This is a genomic window from Rhodococcus sp. SG20037 (assembly GCF_031763325.1).
GTDB classification, from domain to species: domain Bacteria; phylum Actinomycetota; class Actinomycetes; order Mycobacteriales; family Mycobacteriaceae; genus Rhodococcus_F; species Rhodococcus_F qingshengii.
Genome location: NZ_CP134497.1, coordinates 128,187 through 143,042, shown reverse-complemented (window position 1 = coordinate 143,042; position 14,856 = coordinate 128,187). Strand labels below are relative to the sequence as shown.

The following is a 14,856-nucleotide window of genomic DNA, read 5'->3' as shown; positions in this document are numbered from 1 at the left end:
ATGTCCAACCAAGACCAATTCGGTCCGATCGAATACGTTGCCGTCGAGTTTCCCGGCGGTGCACCGACCTCCGCGGGATTCGAGCAGCTGCTCACTCTCGTCGACTCCGGCGTGATCCGCATCCTCGACCTCGAGTTCGTCACCAAAGCCGCCGATGGATCAGTGGCCGTCGTACCGGCATCGACCTTCGAACTCGCAGATTTCGATCTGGCGCAGTTCGACGGCGCAGCCTCCGGACTGCTCGACGCCGGCGACATCGCCGCCGTTGGTGACGAGTTGGCCACCGGTAGTGTTGCCGCCGTGCTCGTTTACGAGGAACTGGCCATACTGCCGGTGATCGACGCGTGGACACGCAGCGGCGCAAAGATTGTCACCGAAGGTCACCTGAGCTTGGACGAACTTGCCACCGCACTCGACAACACCGCACCAGGCAATACGGAGAAGGACGCATGAGTTTCTTGAGGCGAGCCGGCCGGGTAGCCGTCGCAAGCTCCATTCACGGCAATGTTCAGCGCCGTCAGCGGACCCGTTGGGCCGCCGAAGATCAGGCTCGCGCAGCGCAGGCCCAGCCGGTGCCGCCGATTCCCGATCTACCACCCCTGCCACCGCAGGCAGCTCCGGCAGCATCGATGGACTTGAAGCTCGAACAGCTCACCAAGCTGGGCGAACTCAAGAATGCGGGAGTATTGACCGAGGCCGAGTTCGAGACCCAGAAGGCACGTATTCTCGCCTGACCTAGCTGCGCCTCCCGAGTGCAAAAGCCATGACGGGAAGCTGCGTCGTCGCGAGATTCAACAGAGATGCCACTCGCGCATCCGTGAATCCTGCGATGGCGCAGCCCGCAAGTCCCATCGCCTCGGTCACGAGGTACAGATTCTGAACCAGCACACCGGCATCCACGTGCATCGTGCGGTAGTGCCGCATCGCGTACTTCTCGAGCGGAGCTTCGACGTCGGCGACCACAAACAGAAGAACCGGGAACACGTCGACGAACTCGGGTTGGAGAAGGCTCGCTCGAAGGTGCTCTCGCACGTCGCCTGGCCGGACAGCTTCGGCACGGCCTCGGGCATATCGGTATACCCCGGCTCCGAGCTCGTCTCCGGGTCGGCTGAGAACAAACGACAGCGTCAGTTCGCGCATCCCGCCCGCCGTCGGGCTGCTGACAACACTGTGGTGCAACACGTTTGACAGCTCGCCTGCTCGGAGTGCCGTCTGTGCGGGGTCGTAGCGGCTCCGCCGTGCCTGCAAGACGTCCGCGAACCCGCAGGCCGGCAGTGGCGTCGCGGCCGGCAGTTCCACGGATTCACACGTCACCGGCGGCAGTGCGTGCTCGTCGAACGGTAGCTCCGACGGACTCACCGTCCGGTCCAACACTGCATGCAGCGATACGACGGCCTCGATTCGCTCGAGTGCGGTCACGAACCCGGGTGCAGCAGGCGAGACACCTCGCCGGCCCCGTCGATCGAGACCAACTCGCCGGCGAACCACGCCTCCGGAACGGCAAAGATCGCATTCGACGCCGCGGCGGGGGTTCCGGCAAATGCCGTCCGCGCAGCATCCAGGGTGGATTCCCGAGCCGACTCGGTGGAGTAGACGACGAGGATAGCCTTCGGCGACTTCGCGAGCACCGATTCCGTGGCTACCTGGCCGAAGTACTTTCCGTCGGGAAGGTCGTTCTCGAAAAGATTGCTTCCCCCGGCGGCCTCGAGCACACTGCTGTAGAGGCCCCTGGCCAGAGCATAGGACTGTCCCTCCGAAACCTGAACCATCACAGTGGGAACCGGCTCCTGCCCGGCGACAGATGCCTCGGTTGCTGCGAGGGACTTCTTGCCGTCGGCCAGGAGGGTTGCTGCCGCGTCACTTGTTCCGGTCAAGGCGCCGAGACCGTCGAGGTCGGACCAGACGTCGTCGATCCGCCCCTCGGTGACGGCCTTGTGGCAGTAGCCGCTGTTCACGAAGATCGGGATGCCGAGGTCACGCAATTCGTCCATGGTCTGCAATCGGTCACCGTCGAACCAGTATTCCCCGTCGGAGACGATCAGATCCGGACGGGCGTCGAGCAATGCTTCTTTCGCGGGAACTCCGGTGCTCAGTACCGGCACGGCCGCGAACTGATCAGCGAGTTCGGGGCTGGGAGGAGAGAGGTCGGTATTCGATTGTCCGACAATGCGGTCGGCGGCGCCGAGCTGAATGAGAAGTTCCGTCATCGACGGATACAGCGAGACAATCCGCTCCGCCGTCTTGGGCACCGTGACCTCGCGATCACAATTGGTGACGGTGATCTTCTCGGACGACGACGCCGCCGAATCCGCCGTGGAGTTTCCGCATGCGGTCAGTACTGCGGTGGCGGTAACGGCCGAGCACATCAGCGCGGCAGTACGTATCGAGGATTTCAAGACACTGCTTCTTTCGTGTGTAGGAGCGGAGGTGCGAACGAGAGCAGGGGGCGCCCGGTCAACGGATGAGTGCCGAGATGCACCTGAACCCCGAATACTTCGGACAGCAGGTCCTCGGTGAGGACCTCGGCCGTTGGTCCTGTCGCGACAACTACCCCGCCGGAGAGCAGACAGACGTAGTCGCAATACGCTGCGGCCAAGGCGAGTTCATGGATCGCGACAATCGTCGTGGTACCGAGTTCGGCGACCAATTCCATCAATTCGAGTTGAGCACGGATGTCGAGGTGGTTGGTGGGCTCGTCCAGGACCAGCACTGACGGTTGTTGAGCGATCGCCCGGGCCAACATCACACGCTGTTTTTCTCCGCCGGACAGTTCGGCGAAGAGACGTGATCCAAAGCCCTGCATGCCGGTTCGCACCAGTGCGGCGCTGACGATGTCTCGGTCGATCTCGCCGAGTCGAGAGAACGCGCTGTGATGCGGCGTCCGACCCGTTGCAACCACCTCACGGACACTGAACGAGAAATCGGATGAATGCTCCTGCCCCACAACACCGATGATGCGTGCCGCCGATCGAGGCGAGAGATCGTCCCAAACATTCACCTCGTCCACCTTCACGATTCCGCTTCGCGGCTTCATCGAGCGATACAACGCGCGCAGGAGGGAGGACTTTCCACTGCCGTTCGGTCCGACGAGTCCGACCACGCTTCCCTCGGGCGCTTCGAGGTCTACACCCGAAACCACGAGGCGTCCGCCCCGAACGACGTGAATTCCGCTGGCCGACAATCTCATGACTGCGCACCCCCGTCCCGTCGAAGCAACCAGAGGAAGAACGGTGCACCCAATCCGGCGGTGATGATCCCGAGTGGTAATTCGTTGGGCGCATCCAACATCCGAGCCGCAAGATCGACGATCACCAGGAAGGTGGCACCAACCAACGCGGTCGCGGGGAGCAGCTTGCCGTGATCGGAACCGACCAGAAGTCGTACGGCGTGCGGCACGAGCAGCCCCACGAAACCGATTCCCCCGGCGACGGATACGACAACCGCGGTCAGCAACGACGCGATCACCAGTAGTAGCAACCTGGTACGGCGCACGTCCACGCCGACCGATTGCGCGCTCTCGTCTCCCATGGCCAACGCGTTGAGTTGGCGCGATTGTGTCAACAGAATTGCCGCACAGACGGTGATCATCGCGGCGGGCACACCGAGATCCGACCAACTGGCCCCGCTCACCGAGCCCAGCAACCAGAAGAGCACTCCCGAAAGCTGACTCGGATCGGCGCGCAACTGCACAAAACTTGTTGCAGCCGAGAGCAGATAGCCGATGGCAACTCCGGCCAGGACCATGCGCAGCGGGACGAGCATTCCCTCTCGCCGACCCAGTACGAGAACCGCGATCAGGGAAACCATGGCCCCCAGGAAGGCTGCCACCGGAACACCGATCGACAGGCCGGTGCCGATGCCGGTCGTCATGATCAGTACTGCACCGAAGGATGCTCCGGAACCCACGCCCAGAATGTACGGATCGGCAATCGGGTTGCGCACCAACGCTTGCAGCACGGCGCCGGCCAGCGACAGCCCGGCGCCCGCCAATGCCGCAATCAGAATGCGCGGTACCCGCAATCCCCACACGATCCGATCGAGCAACGGGTCGACCGGCGGACCGCCGACGTGTGCGTACAACACCGCGAACACGTCGGCAAAGGACACCGACGCGGCACCCGACCACACCGCGACGGTAGAGACCGCGACAAGCACAACCGCCGTGGCCAACAGAAACGGGACGTACCCGCGCTCGCCGACGGGATGTGGACGCGACGGCACTCGTGGTGCTGCCTCGCTGGTCAGCGTCATCGCACTCCTGAGTCGGTGGGGTTCGCAGTCATGAACAGGTGGATCTAACCATAACGACAGTCGTTTTCATTAATAGTCACATGCTCATTTGTGCGGATAAGGGTCGGCCCGCAGCGCGCTCGCCCACGCGAAGAGCGCCCCGACCAGCGCAAAGATGCACGCAACGAGGTAGGCGGTGCCGATGTCCCAGCGTCCTGCGATTGCCCCGGCAATCAAGGCGCCGACCGGCGAACCACCCCAGGCGACCATCCTCGCCGTGGTGTTCACGCGCCCCTGCAGACGATCCGGAGTCAGGCGCTGACGTGCACCGATGCCATTGAGGATGGTGACGGTCGCACAGCCGGAGTAGACGACGAGCGCCGTGATCGCGGCGCCGGTGTTGCCGGTTGTCGCAACGACGAACAGCACCACCGGGGCGATGGTCAGCGCCCCGACAGTGATCGCCCCGACCGGCCACTGCGCCGGTAGGCGTGGAAGCACGAGCGCCCCGACCACTCCACCCACGGAGACGGCCGTCCACACGGCGCCGATCATCGGACTCGACGTCGAAATCCCAAGCCTCTCGGATGCGTACACCACCAGGAGCGCCGTAACCGCACCCTGCGTCAGGGAATTGACGAAGCCGACGCCGGTCAAGGCCCGCAGAAGCGGCGACTGCCAGAGGAAGTTGAGGCCTTCGCGTATGTCACGCGCAATTCCGGTTCCCGACTTCTTCGGCGCCGCAGGAGTAATCGAAAACGAGGCTCCGATCGAGGCCATGGCCAGCCCGGCCAGTACGTAAGCCAGTGCATCAGCACCCAATGCGTAGGCCGGGCCGATCGAGGCCACAAGCACGCCGGCTATCGCCGGAAAGACAACATCGATCAGCGTGCTGGACGTCCACAGCGCGCTGTTGGCCGCCGGTATCCTCTGCCGACCGACCAGAGCAGGCAGCGCTCCGAAAGCAGCGGCGTCGAACCACACGAAACACGTTCCGATGCACATCGATACGCCGACGGCATGCCACGCCGTCAATACGCCGAGTGCCTGCGCTGCCGGAATACTCGCCAAAGCAAGTGCAGCTACGGCCTGCGCACACAGGATGACCGTCCGCCGGTTGACTCGGTCTGCCACGGCGCCGGCGAACAAGCCGAACACGAGATACGGCAGAACCGTCCCCGCAGCCGCGAGCGAGGTGAGAAACGGAGACCGGCTGATGTCGAACACCAGGATCGGCATGGCCACTCCGGTGACCGCCGCACCGGCTACGGCAATGGTACGAGCCGTGAAGAACAATCGAAACGATCTGTCCCGAAAGACATGTGGTTGCGCTTCGACGGATCCCGTCGTCGGGGTCTCGCTCATGTATGCACTCTCTTGTACCTGTTGCTCTCCGTGGCGATCTTTCGTACGGTGGCATCGTAATGGAAATGGTTTCCATTACGGAAGGGATGACAATGAGCAACATTTCGTTCGACAGCGTCTCCAACTCGGCTCCGGCCAATGCACTCCAGGGCGTCGGCACCAACGCTCTCGTCGACAACCCGTTCACCTTCGAGCCGGTTGCCGAGGCAACGTCCGCACACGCCCTGCAGGGTGTGGGCACCAACGCCCTCGTCGACAACCCGTTCAGCTTCCAGAGCTGAAACCTCCCCTGATCCAGACTGTTTCGACAGTCTGATCTGCCGATGACCCCGCCCGCATCCGACTCGTCGGGTGCGGGCACCGACAAGGAGATCCGTGTACGCCCTCGCCGACGGACACCAGCTGTATCCGACCCCGGACGGCACTTGGCATTACCTGACACCGGACGAGAACGCGGTCACGATCGGCGCGCCGGCCGAAGACCTCGCGGAACTCGACAACTTTCTCAGGCGCTCTGGTTCGGTGCTCGGCCCGGGAGCTATCGAGATCGCCGACGCCCTCGTCTCTCGCGGCGTGCTGGCTGTTCCAGGTCAAGTGCCAGAGATTCCGCGCCCACAGCGTGTGCTGATGGACGGGATCGGGCCCGTTGCCGATGCTTGCATCGCCCTGCTCTCCAAGGCTCTTCCGCATCTCGAGGTCGTATCCACTACTGCGCCAATCGAAGACGACGTTGCGTCGTCGGACCTCGTACTGTCGGTTGCCGGTGCTCCTCCTCACGACGAGTGGTCGGAACTCGATACCTGGTGCCGCCGAAACCAAACACCGTGGCAACGCGTCCACGCGGAGCTGGGCGAGATCTGCATCGGACCCTTCTTCGACGGTATCGGCAGCGCAAGCTACCGGGACGTCTGCGGTCGACGGCTTGCCGCGTCGCGCGTCCCGAATCATCTGCAGGCACTGTGGAATCACCTCGCCGGCAGCGAACCTCGCCCGCTCGAACTTGAACCCACCGCAGCCGCAATGGCCAGTGCGCTTGCCTGTTCGGACGTCGTGGCTGGTGTACATGGCGCACCGCCATCACACCTTCACCACCAGATCCGGATGAATCCGCGAACCCTCATGATGACTCCCCATCCCGTGCTACCACTGCCCGGCGGCGTTCTCGAACCCGCGCCGACGCTCCGGTGATCTCACTCGGCGTGAAGATCCCGGCAGCAGACGGTTCTTCGTTGGCTACGGATGTGCTTCTCCCACCGGATTCTTCACCGCGGGGACTGATCGTGATCCGCACCCCGTACGGGCGTGGATGGCATCTGGCGGAGGGGATCGAATGGCGATTGCGAGGAATTGCATTCATCTCGCAGGACGTACGCGGACGGCACGATTCCACCGGCTCTTGGGAACCGTACGTCCACGAGCGCGAGGACAGCGCCTCCCTGGCCGAGTGGCTGCAGGATCAGCCGTGGACACCGGAGTGCGTCATCGCGAGCGGGGCTTCGTATGCGGCCGGAACCGCCTGGGCATTTGCTGCCGAGACCAACAGCGCCGATCGGTCATTTCGTGTAGACGGCGTCGTCTCCAAGGTGCCGACCATCGGAAGCGACCGCGTCAAACGTGATCCCTCGGGGATACTTCTCCTCGCCGAGCATCTGGCGTGGTGGGGCGAGCACGGAGATTCGTCTTCCTCTCGTGAGGGTTTCATCCCTGCCCTGATGCGCTCGGATTCGTCTTTGCTGGAACATCTCCCGGTGCAGTCGATGATCGAGGAGGTTGGTCTGACCTCCGATTCACCGGGCTGGTTGACGCCGATCCTTCGCGCTCGTAAACGCGAAGACTTCGGTGGCGATGATCTGGTCTCGGCGGACGAACTCTCCGAACTCGACATCGCCGGGCTGCACATCGGCGGTTGGGACGATGCGATGATTCGGGAGACACTGCGGCACTTCACGTCCGTGGGGCGCGGGCCGCAGAGTTTGATCGTGGGCCCCTGGGCGCACGACCTCCGCCCTGGAATGGTCGGCGAGACAAGTTTCGGCCGCCTTCAGGTCGAGTGGATGGAATCGGTATTCGCTGCGCGGCCCCTGACCATCAATCGGGTATTCGACCGGGGCTCCGGCGAATGGTCGACCGGACCGTTTGTCACGGGTGCGAATCGCGTTCGCCTCGAACCCGATCGGAAGGATGCGGCCTACACCTTCCTGTATGACGCCTCACGGGACCGAAACGACTGTGTTTTCTGGACTTTCGATATCAAGCACGACTCCGTACTCTCCGGAACACCATCGGTGGAGCTGAAAGTGTATTCACCCGAGGGCGAAGCCGATTGGATCGCCGAACTGAGCGTGGTCGATCCCGCTGGAGTTACCAGATCGATCGCACGGGGCGCGGGTGTCAGCCTGCAGCCGACGATGGTGACAATCGATCTGGATCCCGTGTTGCACACTGTGCGCGCGGGTGATGTCTTGACGCTGCGGATCGCCGGCTCGGACTTCCCACGACTCGCACTCAATCTCGGAGACGGTGATCGCTATCGAGGAACACGCAGTACCGCACTGCACCAATCATTTTCCGGGTCGTTGACCCTGCCGATACGCGGAGGAACTGCCGGTGGATGACTTGCTGGTCGACGACCGGAGCGGCGTGCTGACCTCACTGGAACCACACATTCGCTCGGACATGCCGACAGGCTGGGTCGGTTGGGCCGCGAGGGTGGCCGACACCAGAAACTTCGGCGGCAGCGGTTCACTGTTTCGCGCGGACCCTTACGGATTCGGGGCTTCGATACGCGACGATGCAGCAGCTCGCGGGGCGGCAACCGGTGAGGCCGTCGAAAGATATTGCGGCAACGTGGTCCCCGAAGATCTGGTCCGCAGCAGTGCATCAGCGCTGGAACTGGCCGGCTCACGGGTCGTCGATCCGGCGAAATTTGCGTTGTACAGCGAGGATCAGTACCGCCTTCCCGGATTCCCCTTTGTTCCCTTCACCTCTGATCTGAACATTCGCTGGGCATTGGGTCACACCATGGACGAAAAGGTGCCCACCTACGTGCCTGCGGCCCTGACTTATCTCGGGTACTACACAGGCACCCGTCGCTGCGAGCCACCGATCGCGTCGTTGCAGTACGCCGGAATCGCAGCGGGACGCTCACGCGACGAGGCCGAGATGTCAGCTCTGCTGGAACTTCTCGAACGCGATGCCACCGCGCTGTGGTGGTGCGGGGACCGGTCACAGCCGGCGATCGAGCTTTCCGACTGGGAGCGGTTGCCTGCGCACCACCAACTCGGGGATCTGGAGAGCCAGACCCGGAGCGTTCGAGTGCTGCTGCTTCCCTCCCCCTTCGGCATTCCCGTCGCCGCAGCGTGGATCCGCGATGACCGACGTGGACTGGTCGCGCTGGGCACAGCTTGTCGACCGACGGTGGAGGCGGCAGTCTCGAAGGCGCTTGTCGAGGCGTATGCCGTACTTGCCATCACGATCGACCTCGCCGACCCCGACGGGCCGACCTGGCGCAGCGTGGCGGACGGAACGCTGCCGGCGCACCTGTACAAACCCTTTCGGGCCGACCGTCGTTACCGGGACGAGTTCGATCCGCAATGGAAAGACATCGTCGATCTGCCGACCGTCGCCCAACTTTATCTCGATCCCGTGATGGCCCTGGCCGCAGAGGAACATCTCTTCGACTACACCGAAACACTCTCGGTATCAGAGATTCCCGACGAAGCGCCGTTGGATCTGGCTTCTCTCGTAGCGCTTCTGATGTCACGGGGACACCAGCCGATTTCCGTCGATCTCACCACCGGCGACATCTCGATTGCCGGGTTGCACGTCGTCCGCATCCTGACTCCGGGCCTGTACAACAACGCCCCGGCAGCCTTTCCCCTTCTTGGAGGTAGCAGATTGACCAGCGCATCGACCACCCATCTGCATCTGCCGGTCCCCCTCGCATGACATCTTCGCTCGTCGACCGCCGAACTGGGATCATTCGAGAGCTGGTCGACGCCGTTGTTCCCCAGCACTTTCCGCCCGAGTTCAAGCTGATTCACTCGTATGTCAGTGATTCAGCACGCTTTTCACCCTGGTCCAGTGACTCGGCCGGCGCCGGATATTGCTTCGATCTGGGCAACCGTGCACGGCCTACCGCAGCTGCGATAGGCGAAGCGGTGGAACGATATTGCGGCAACATCGTCGCCAAACCGATCGTCCGCGGGTCGGCCGATGCCTTGATCGGAGCAAGCATCGACCTGTCACAACTCGCGCGTTTCGACGCCGCCCAGTACGCGCGGCCACAGTTCCCGTTCGTCGAACCAACCGACGATCTGGAGATGGACTGGACTCGCGGAGCCGACCTGATCACGGGTTCGGATATCTGGGTACCGGCCGAACTCGTCTGGGGTTCGTATCCTCATTTCGTCGCCCGGACGGGTCCGGCGATCTCTCCGGTAGCTCAGGCGGGTCTCGCCGCCGGACCCTCGGTGAAGTTCGCAATCGACAATGCCTTGCGCGAGATAGTCGAACGAGACGCGATGACGCTGTCCTGGACCGGGCGGCGTGGTGTTCGGGTCGTCACCGGCATGCCCGAGGCGCTTCTTCGACTGGGCAATCACGACAGCCTCTCGACCAGGTGGATTTCATTCGAGAGTGATTTTGAGATCCCCGTCCTGGGCGCCCTGGTTTGCGACCGACTGACCGGATACTCGACCATGGGTACCGCTTGCCACGAAGACGCCCAGACCGCTGCGTTCAAGTCACTCGGCGAAGCGCTTCAGCTGCAGCTGCTTTCCGCCGACTACGACAACCCGCAGAGCGGCATCGGTCGAGCCGCGGCCTCCCCGACCAGTCCGCTTGCGCCTTGGCGAGCTGACCGAAGCTATGCAGGCGCCTACCGATCGGATTTTGCCGACGTGATGGACTACGGATGCCACTTGCAACTTCACCTGGACCCGGAGATCCAAGCACGATTCGAGAGTGAGCTGGTCGGTGCCGTCGTCGGCGAGGTGGGACTCGACTCTCTGACATCAGCCGCCGGCACCGAAAGCGCTCTGACGGCAGCCGGTTTCCGGCCGGCATGGGTCGATCTCACCACAACTGATGTTCTCCACGCCGGCCTGCACGTCGTCCGCGTCGTCGTACCCGGTTGTCTCACCAATGCGGCCGCCGGATTGCCGTTTCTCGGCTCGCCCCGACTAGTGGACAGTCTTGCCGGACGATCGGCTCGCACCATCCCATTGCCGCACTGACAGTTCGGGAACCGCCGCTTGCAACGACTCGGTGGTTTCCACCGCGTGGAACCACGTCGGCTTCGAGATCGCGGCATCCCGAATCACCTGCACGGCGCGCGCGGCGATAGCTGCCGTCGCGACCGACTGGCTACGCCCCGAAACCCACAGCGCCGGGCCGGTATCCGCTCGGGCCATCGCTACCCAACGATCCGAGCCCCACAGCTTCTTCGGCACGACCTTCTGTAGAGCGGGTGCCCACGTCATGGCCGCAAGTCCGAGCGTCGCGGTGGACGTGTCCAATCGCAGGTACGTCCTGACCGGAACACCGAGGTCTCGCGTCAACGCATGCTGGTCCGAAAAGTCGGCCCGCACAGCAGGACCGGTGCGGTAGCCGGTCGCATCGGCCGGTATTCGAAACGTCTTCATCCCGGTGTAGTTGCGGACCGATCGTCCGTCGGGATCAGGAAACCTCGTGCCCAACATCCCGTACGTCCACGCCGTTGCGGCCGGCCCGTGTAGTTCTCCACCGCCGAGGCCGATCAGGATGTCCACGGGTCCGTCGCCGAGTCGATGCGCCTCGGTTGCAAGGACACTGGTCAATCCCGGCGCCAACCCGACGCCCATGAGAACGGGTCCGTCGACCGCTTCCAATTCTTCGCAGTAGCTCGAGGTCGCCGTGATGTCGACGAATGCCGCCCCACCGCGTACCGCTTCGTCGGCCAGGCGAACATCCTCGAAACCCGACGCATTCACCACGACATCGAAGTCTCGAACCACAGTCGAATACGCGCCTGGTTCTTTAAGATCAACGACGACGTCCGCGCGGGCAGGGTCACGGCCGGCGGAGTACGCGGAGATTTCGGGGACCTTCGCGAGTTGTTTCATCAGGGGAATCCCGACGGCACCGTAGCCACCGAGTACAAGAACCTTCGTCATTACTTCGCCTCCCGATTCGCTAGAGTTCGACTCTAGAGTTAGACTCTAATCATGACTGAGGTTCTTCGGGAAGACACGTCGGCGCGGCGCAAGATCATCGAGGCAGCGCGTGAGGTTTTTGTCGATCCCGGCTACGCGGCCGCCACGATCAAGCAGCTTGCCGCGGCGGCGGGCGTGTCGGTGCAGAGTGTCTATTTCGTGTTCGGCAACAAGCCGAGCGTGCTGTCAGCACTGCTCGACGTGGCCGTTGCGGGCGACGAGGAAAAGACGGCAACTCTCGACCGTCCGTGGGTGGCGGCAGCACTCGGCGCCCCACATCCACTCGGGCAACTCCGGATTCAGGTTCACCACGGACGGCTCATTCTGGAACGCACCGCAGACATCCTGCTGGCACTGCGGGCCGCCGCTTCCGCCGACGAGGACGCCGCCCGTCTGTGGCAAATCAACCGCACTCAGAGACGCACGGTGCAGGAACATCTGATGGTCGGCATCGTCGAAAAAGCGCCAACCGTCGACCTCGAAACAGCCGTGAACGTCGCACTCACGCTGCTCAGTCCCGAGACCTACACAGACCTCGTGGTCGGCGCGGGTTGGACCGGCCAACAGTACGAAGAATGGGTGGTCAACACCCTTGCCGCCACCCTCGGCCTGGACCGAACCGTCAAATCCCGGAAGTAGCTGGGATTACTTGGTGGGCTTGTCGTCGATGTGCCGTGGGTTGTTCCACAGGCGCTCCGTCAGATCGTGGAGGACGGCAAGGGCGATCGTGTCGTCGTCCCGTCGGAGCAGAGACTGGCTGACCGTCGCGCGCACCAACGTGGAGTCGGAGTGCACGAACTCCTTGACCGAGCCCGGCTCGGAACTCAGTTCACGATGGGCCTGCTCTGCACTGACGTCGTCGGCATCCTTGTCGTAGAGGATGTCCTGCAAACGCAACGCCGAGACGGCCTTCTTGGGATATCCCAGCATGTCAGCGAAGGACGGATTGGCAAAAACGATGCTGCCGTCGCGGTGAACGGCCATGACCGGCACCGGAAGCCGGTCGAGGAGAATCAGGGCAGGCATCTGCTCCAGATCCGCAATCGGCGATTGTGGCGGCTGCGCAACGTTGCGGCGGCGTTCCATAACACGTCCTCTCAAGTTGCCCGAGTCGACAACAGTCTAACTGCCCAGCAAATCGCGGGTTGACTTCCCGCCCGGATGCAGTGACGAATGCCCGAATCGTGCCCGCCTGAGTCACGCCGCGAGCGCCTCCTGATCCTCCGCCAAGGAACCGTCAACAACACGATAGACAGTATCCATCCGAGACAGGTGACTTCGGTCGTGTGTCACGAGAAGGGTTGCCGCCTCGCGTTCCCGCACCACGCCGATGATCAGATCCATGACAGCGGCACCGCGCTCCTGATCGAGCGCACTCGTGGGCTCGTCGACCACGAGAAGCTGCGGATCGTTCATCAATGCTCGCGCGAGATTGACGCGCTGTCGCTGCCCGCCCGACAGCTGGGACGGCCGTTTTCCGCTCTGATCCGCGAGCCCGACAGCGTCCAGCAAATCCATCGCTTTTGATTTCACGGCCTTGCGACGGGCCCGTGACGTGAACACGGACTGCCCCAGATGCGCCATCACCTCGAGCTGCTCCAGTGCAGTCAGCGAAGACACGAGGTTCGACTGTTGGAAGACGATGCCGATCGACGAGCGTCGCAGCTCCGACGCCGCCCGCCGACTCAGCGCAGCGATGTCGGTGCTGCCTTCCGGCGTCCGGAGATAGACGTGCCCGGAATCCGGACGGATCAGCGTCGACGCCACCGCCAACAGGCTGGACTTGCCCGAACCCGAGGGCCCGGTGATCGCGGCGATCTCGCCGCGGTGCAGTCGCAGAGACACGTCGTCCAGCGCCGTCACCCGCGATTGCCCATCGGGAAACGTCAGATCGACGTTCTGGATGTCGAGAACTGTGGTGCCGGTTGTCATGGTCATCGTGCGCTCCCCAATGCTGTGAGTGGATCGGTGGTCGAGAGGAATCGAAGTGCAAAGGCCGCGCCGAGCAGACCGAGCCCGATCAATGCCACGGCAGGTACGACGGTGGTGGATGCGTCCAGGACAAACGGCATGGCGTCACCGATCAGCGATCCGGCCACGGCCGTCAGCCCGATTCCGACGGTGACACCGGCAATCAGAACGATGAGCGCCTGACCCAGTGCGTCGCGCACCAGCGAACCGGTAGTCGCACCGAGCGCTTTCAGCGTCGCGATGTCCGGAGTTCGCTGGATCGTCCACACCGTGAAGAACGCACCGATCACCAGGGCTGAGATCGCGAACAACATGAGCGTCATCAACGTCAACGACCCGTTCTCCGACTTGTACGAACCGATCGCGTCGAGCGAACCGCTGACCGTCGTCGACGTCGTCGCAGCCGCCTTGTCCGTTGCGGAAGCGTCGGAGGCTCCGGTGACAGCCAGTACTGTCGCAACTCCGCCGCGTGGATTGGCCGCCTGCCAGTCGTCGAGCGTCATCCAGACGACGGGCGAATGGCTGTACCAGTCGTCACCGCGAACGGCGCTGACGGTGAACTGCTGCGTACCGACACTCACCTGATCGCCGGCGCCCGCCCCCAGATCGCGGGCGGCACCTTCGCTCAACACCACCGTGCCTGACGCCGACGGCGTCACGTCACCGAAACCGCCATCAGCGCCGAACAGGGCCACCGACTTCTGATTTCCGTCGGCCAATCCCGCTTTCCCGCGACCGATTCCGATGGGGTCGACGTCCTTTGACGTGGAGGTCCAAGCGTTGACCTGGTCCTGCGTGAGCGCCGACTCGTCGAACGACGCCCCGGCTCCGGTGTCGGCGAACACCACCGTGTCGGCATTCATGGCCTCGATGGCCGACACGTTCTGATGGCGAAGTCCTGCAGTCAACCCGCTGAGAAAACTGACCAGAAGTGCAACCAACAGAACCACGACGGAGATCAGCGCGAAACGACCTCGCGCTGCCCGTAAGTCCCTCATTGCGACAAACACTGTGAATTCCTTTCCTGTGCTTGCCTCTACGCTCTCGCGGATGCAGACTCTTTCCATCGCACCTCGGATCGACATTCCAGCGCTCG

The 14,856-nt window shown here is 63.2% G+C and carries 17 protein-coding genes; 8 read left to right on the top strand and 9 right to left on the bottom strand.

All coding sequences use genetic code 11. From position 1 onward, the window contains the following. Positions 1-453 carry a DUF6325 family protein gene (locus RHP72_RS00715; RefSeq protein WP_007735911.1) on the top strand — a complete coding sequence of 151 codons (453 nt, stop codon included), beginning with the start codon at positions 1-3 and terminating at the stop codon, positions 451-453. Next, on the top strand, positions 450-734 hold the full coding sequence (locus RHP72_RS00710) for an SHOCT domain-containing protein (RefSeq protein ID WP_007735909.1): 285 nt from the start codon (positions 450-452) through the stop codon (positions 732-734). The genes RHP72_RS00715 and RHP72_RS00710 overlap by 4 nt, the downstream gene beginning before the upstream one ends. Before the next feature lies 1 nt (position 735). Here RHP72_RS00710 and RHP72_RS00705 read toward each other — a convergent pair whose 3' ends face one another. The 5 genes from RHP72_RS00705 to RHP72_RS00685 all read right to left on the bottom strand — a co-directional run bounded on the left by RHP72_RS00705 (position 736) and on the right by RHP72_RS00685 (position 5,595). Then, a complete protein-coding gene (locus RHP72_RS00705; protein WP_165638696.1) occupies positions 736-1,419 on the bottom strand; it encodes a SagB family peptide dehydrogenase in 684 nt (227 codons plus the stop codon). Beyond that, positions 1,416-2,396 carry an ABC transporter substrate-binding protein gene (locus RHP72_RS00700; protein ID WP_311094193.1) on the bottom strand — a complete coding sequence of 327 codons (981 nt, stop codon included), beginning with the start codon at positions 2,394-2,396 and terminating at the stop codon, positions 1,416-1,418. The genes RHP72_RS00705 and RHP72_RS00700 overlap by 4 nt, the downstream gene beginning before the upstream one ends. After that, entirely contained in the window at positions 2,393-3,187 is a 795-nt protein-coding gene (locus RHP72_RS00695; protein ID WP_042453274.1) for an ABC transporter ATP-binding protein, read from the bottom strand. Before RHP72_RS00695 ends, RHP72_RS00700 begins: the two co-directional genes overlap by 4 nt. Next, positions 3,184-4,251, bottom strand: a complete 1,068-nt coding sequence (locus tag RHP72_RS00690; protein WP_218681112.1) for an iron ABC transporter permease — start codon at positions 4,249-4,251, stop codon at positions 3,184-3,186. Before RHP72_RS00690 ends, RHP72_RS00695 begins: the two co-directional genes overlap by 4 nt. Positions 4,252-4,335: 84 nt before the next feature. Continuing rightward, a complete protein-coding gene (locus RHP72_RS00685) occupies positions 4,336-5,595 on the bottom strand; it encodes an MFS transporter (RefSeq protein WP_311094192.1) in 1,260 nt (419 codons plus the stop codon). A 92-nt stretch (positions 5,596-5,687) separates the two neighbouring features. Here RHP72_RS00685 and RHP72_RS00680 point away from each other — a divergent pair, with 92 nt between their 5' ends. From RHP72_RS00680 to RHP72_RS00660, 5 genes are all read left to right on the top strand, one after another. After that, a complete protein-coding gene (locus RHP72_RS00680; protein WP_003943543.1) occupies positions 5,688-5,876 on the top strand; it encodes a streptamidine-related RiPP repeat protein in 189 nt (62 codons plus the stop codon). Positions 5,877-5,970: 94 nt separating this feature from the next. Next, complete coding sequence (locus RHP72_RS00675; RefSeq protein ID WP_311094191.1) at positions 5,971-6,783, top strand: hypothetical protein; 813 nt, start codon at positions 5,971-5,973, stop codon at positions 6,781-6,783. Further along, entirely contained in the window at positions 6,780-8,210 is a 1,431-nt protein-coding gene (locus RHP72_RS00670) for a CocE/NonD family hydrolase (RefSeq protein WP_311094190.1), read from the top strand. Before RHP72_RS00675 ends, RHP72_RS00670 begins: the two co-directional genes overlap by 4 nt. Then, positions 8,203-9,543: a YcaO-like family protein gene (locus RHP72_RS00665; protein ID WP_311094189.1), complete on the top strand. Its 1,341-nt coding sequence runs from the start codon at positions 8,203-8,205 to the stop codon at positions 9,541-9,543. Before RHP72_RS00670 ends, RHP72_RS00665 begins: the two co-directional genes overlap by 8 nt. Beyond that, positions 9,540-10,832 (top strand): YcaO-like family protein, encoded by a 1,293-nt coding sequence (locus RHP72_RS00660; RefSeq protein ID WP_030535883.1) that lies wholly within the window; start codon positions 9,540-9,542, stop codon positions 10,830-10,832. The genes RHP72_RS00665 and RHP72_RS00660 overlap by 4 nt, the downstream gene beginning before the upstream one ends. Here the strand turns inward: RHP72_RS00660 and RHP72_RS00655 are convergent. Continuing rightward, complete coding sequence (locus tag RHP72_RS00655) at positions 10,779-11,750, bottom strand: hypothetical protein (RefSeq protein WP_037130941.1); 972 nt, start codon at positions 11,748-11,750, stop codon at positions 10,779-10,781. The two genes, RHP72_RS00660 and RHP72_RS00655, sit on opposite strands and share 54 nt — an antisense overlap. Positions 11,751-11,801: 51 nt before the next feature. Here RHP72_RS00655 and RHP72_RS00650 point away from each other — a divergent pair, with 51 nt between their 5' ends. Further along, a complete protein-coding gene (locus RHP72_RS00650) occupies positions 11,802-12,428 on the top strand; it encodes a TetR/AcrR family transcriptional regulator (RefSeq protein WP_003943606.1) in 627 nt (208 codons plus the stop codon). A 6-nt stretch (positions 12,429-12,434) separates the two neighbouring features. On the opposite strand, the gene RHP72_RS00645 is transcribed toward RHP72_RS00650, so the two are convergent. The 3 genes from RHP72_RS00645 to RHP72_RS00635 all read right to left on the bottom strand — a co-directional run bounded on the left by RHP72_RS00645 (position 12,435) and on the right by RHP72_RS00635 (position 14,770). Further along, a complete protein-coding gene (locus RHP72_RS00645) occupies positions 12,435-12,875 on the bottom strand; it encodes a PAS domain-containing protein (RefSeq protein ID WP_311094188.1) in 441 nt (146 codons plus the stop codon). A gap of 111 nt (positions 12,876-12,986) precedes the next feature. Continuing rightward, entirely contained in the window at positions 12,987-13,727 is a 741-nt protein-coding gene (locus tag RHP72_RS00640; protein WP_003943539.1) for an ABC transporter ATP-binding protein, read from the bottom strand. Then, positions 13,724-14,770: an ABC transporter permease gene (locus RHP72_RS00635; RefSeq protein ID WP_039973533.1), complete on the bottom strand. Its 1,047-nt coding sequence runs from the start codon at positions 14,768-14,770 to the stop codon at positions 13,724-13,726. Before RHP72_RS00635 ends, RHP72_RS00640 begins: the two co-directional genes overlap by 4 nt. Positions 14,771-14,856: the final 86 nt, after the last annotated feature.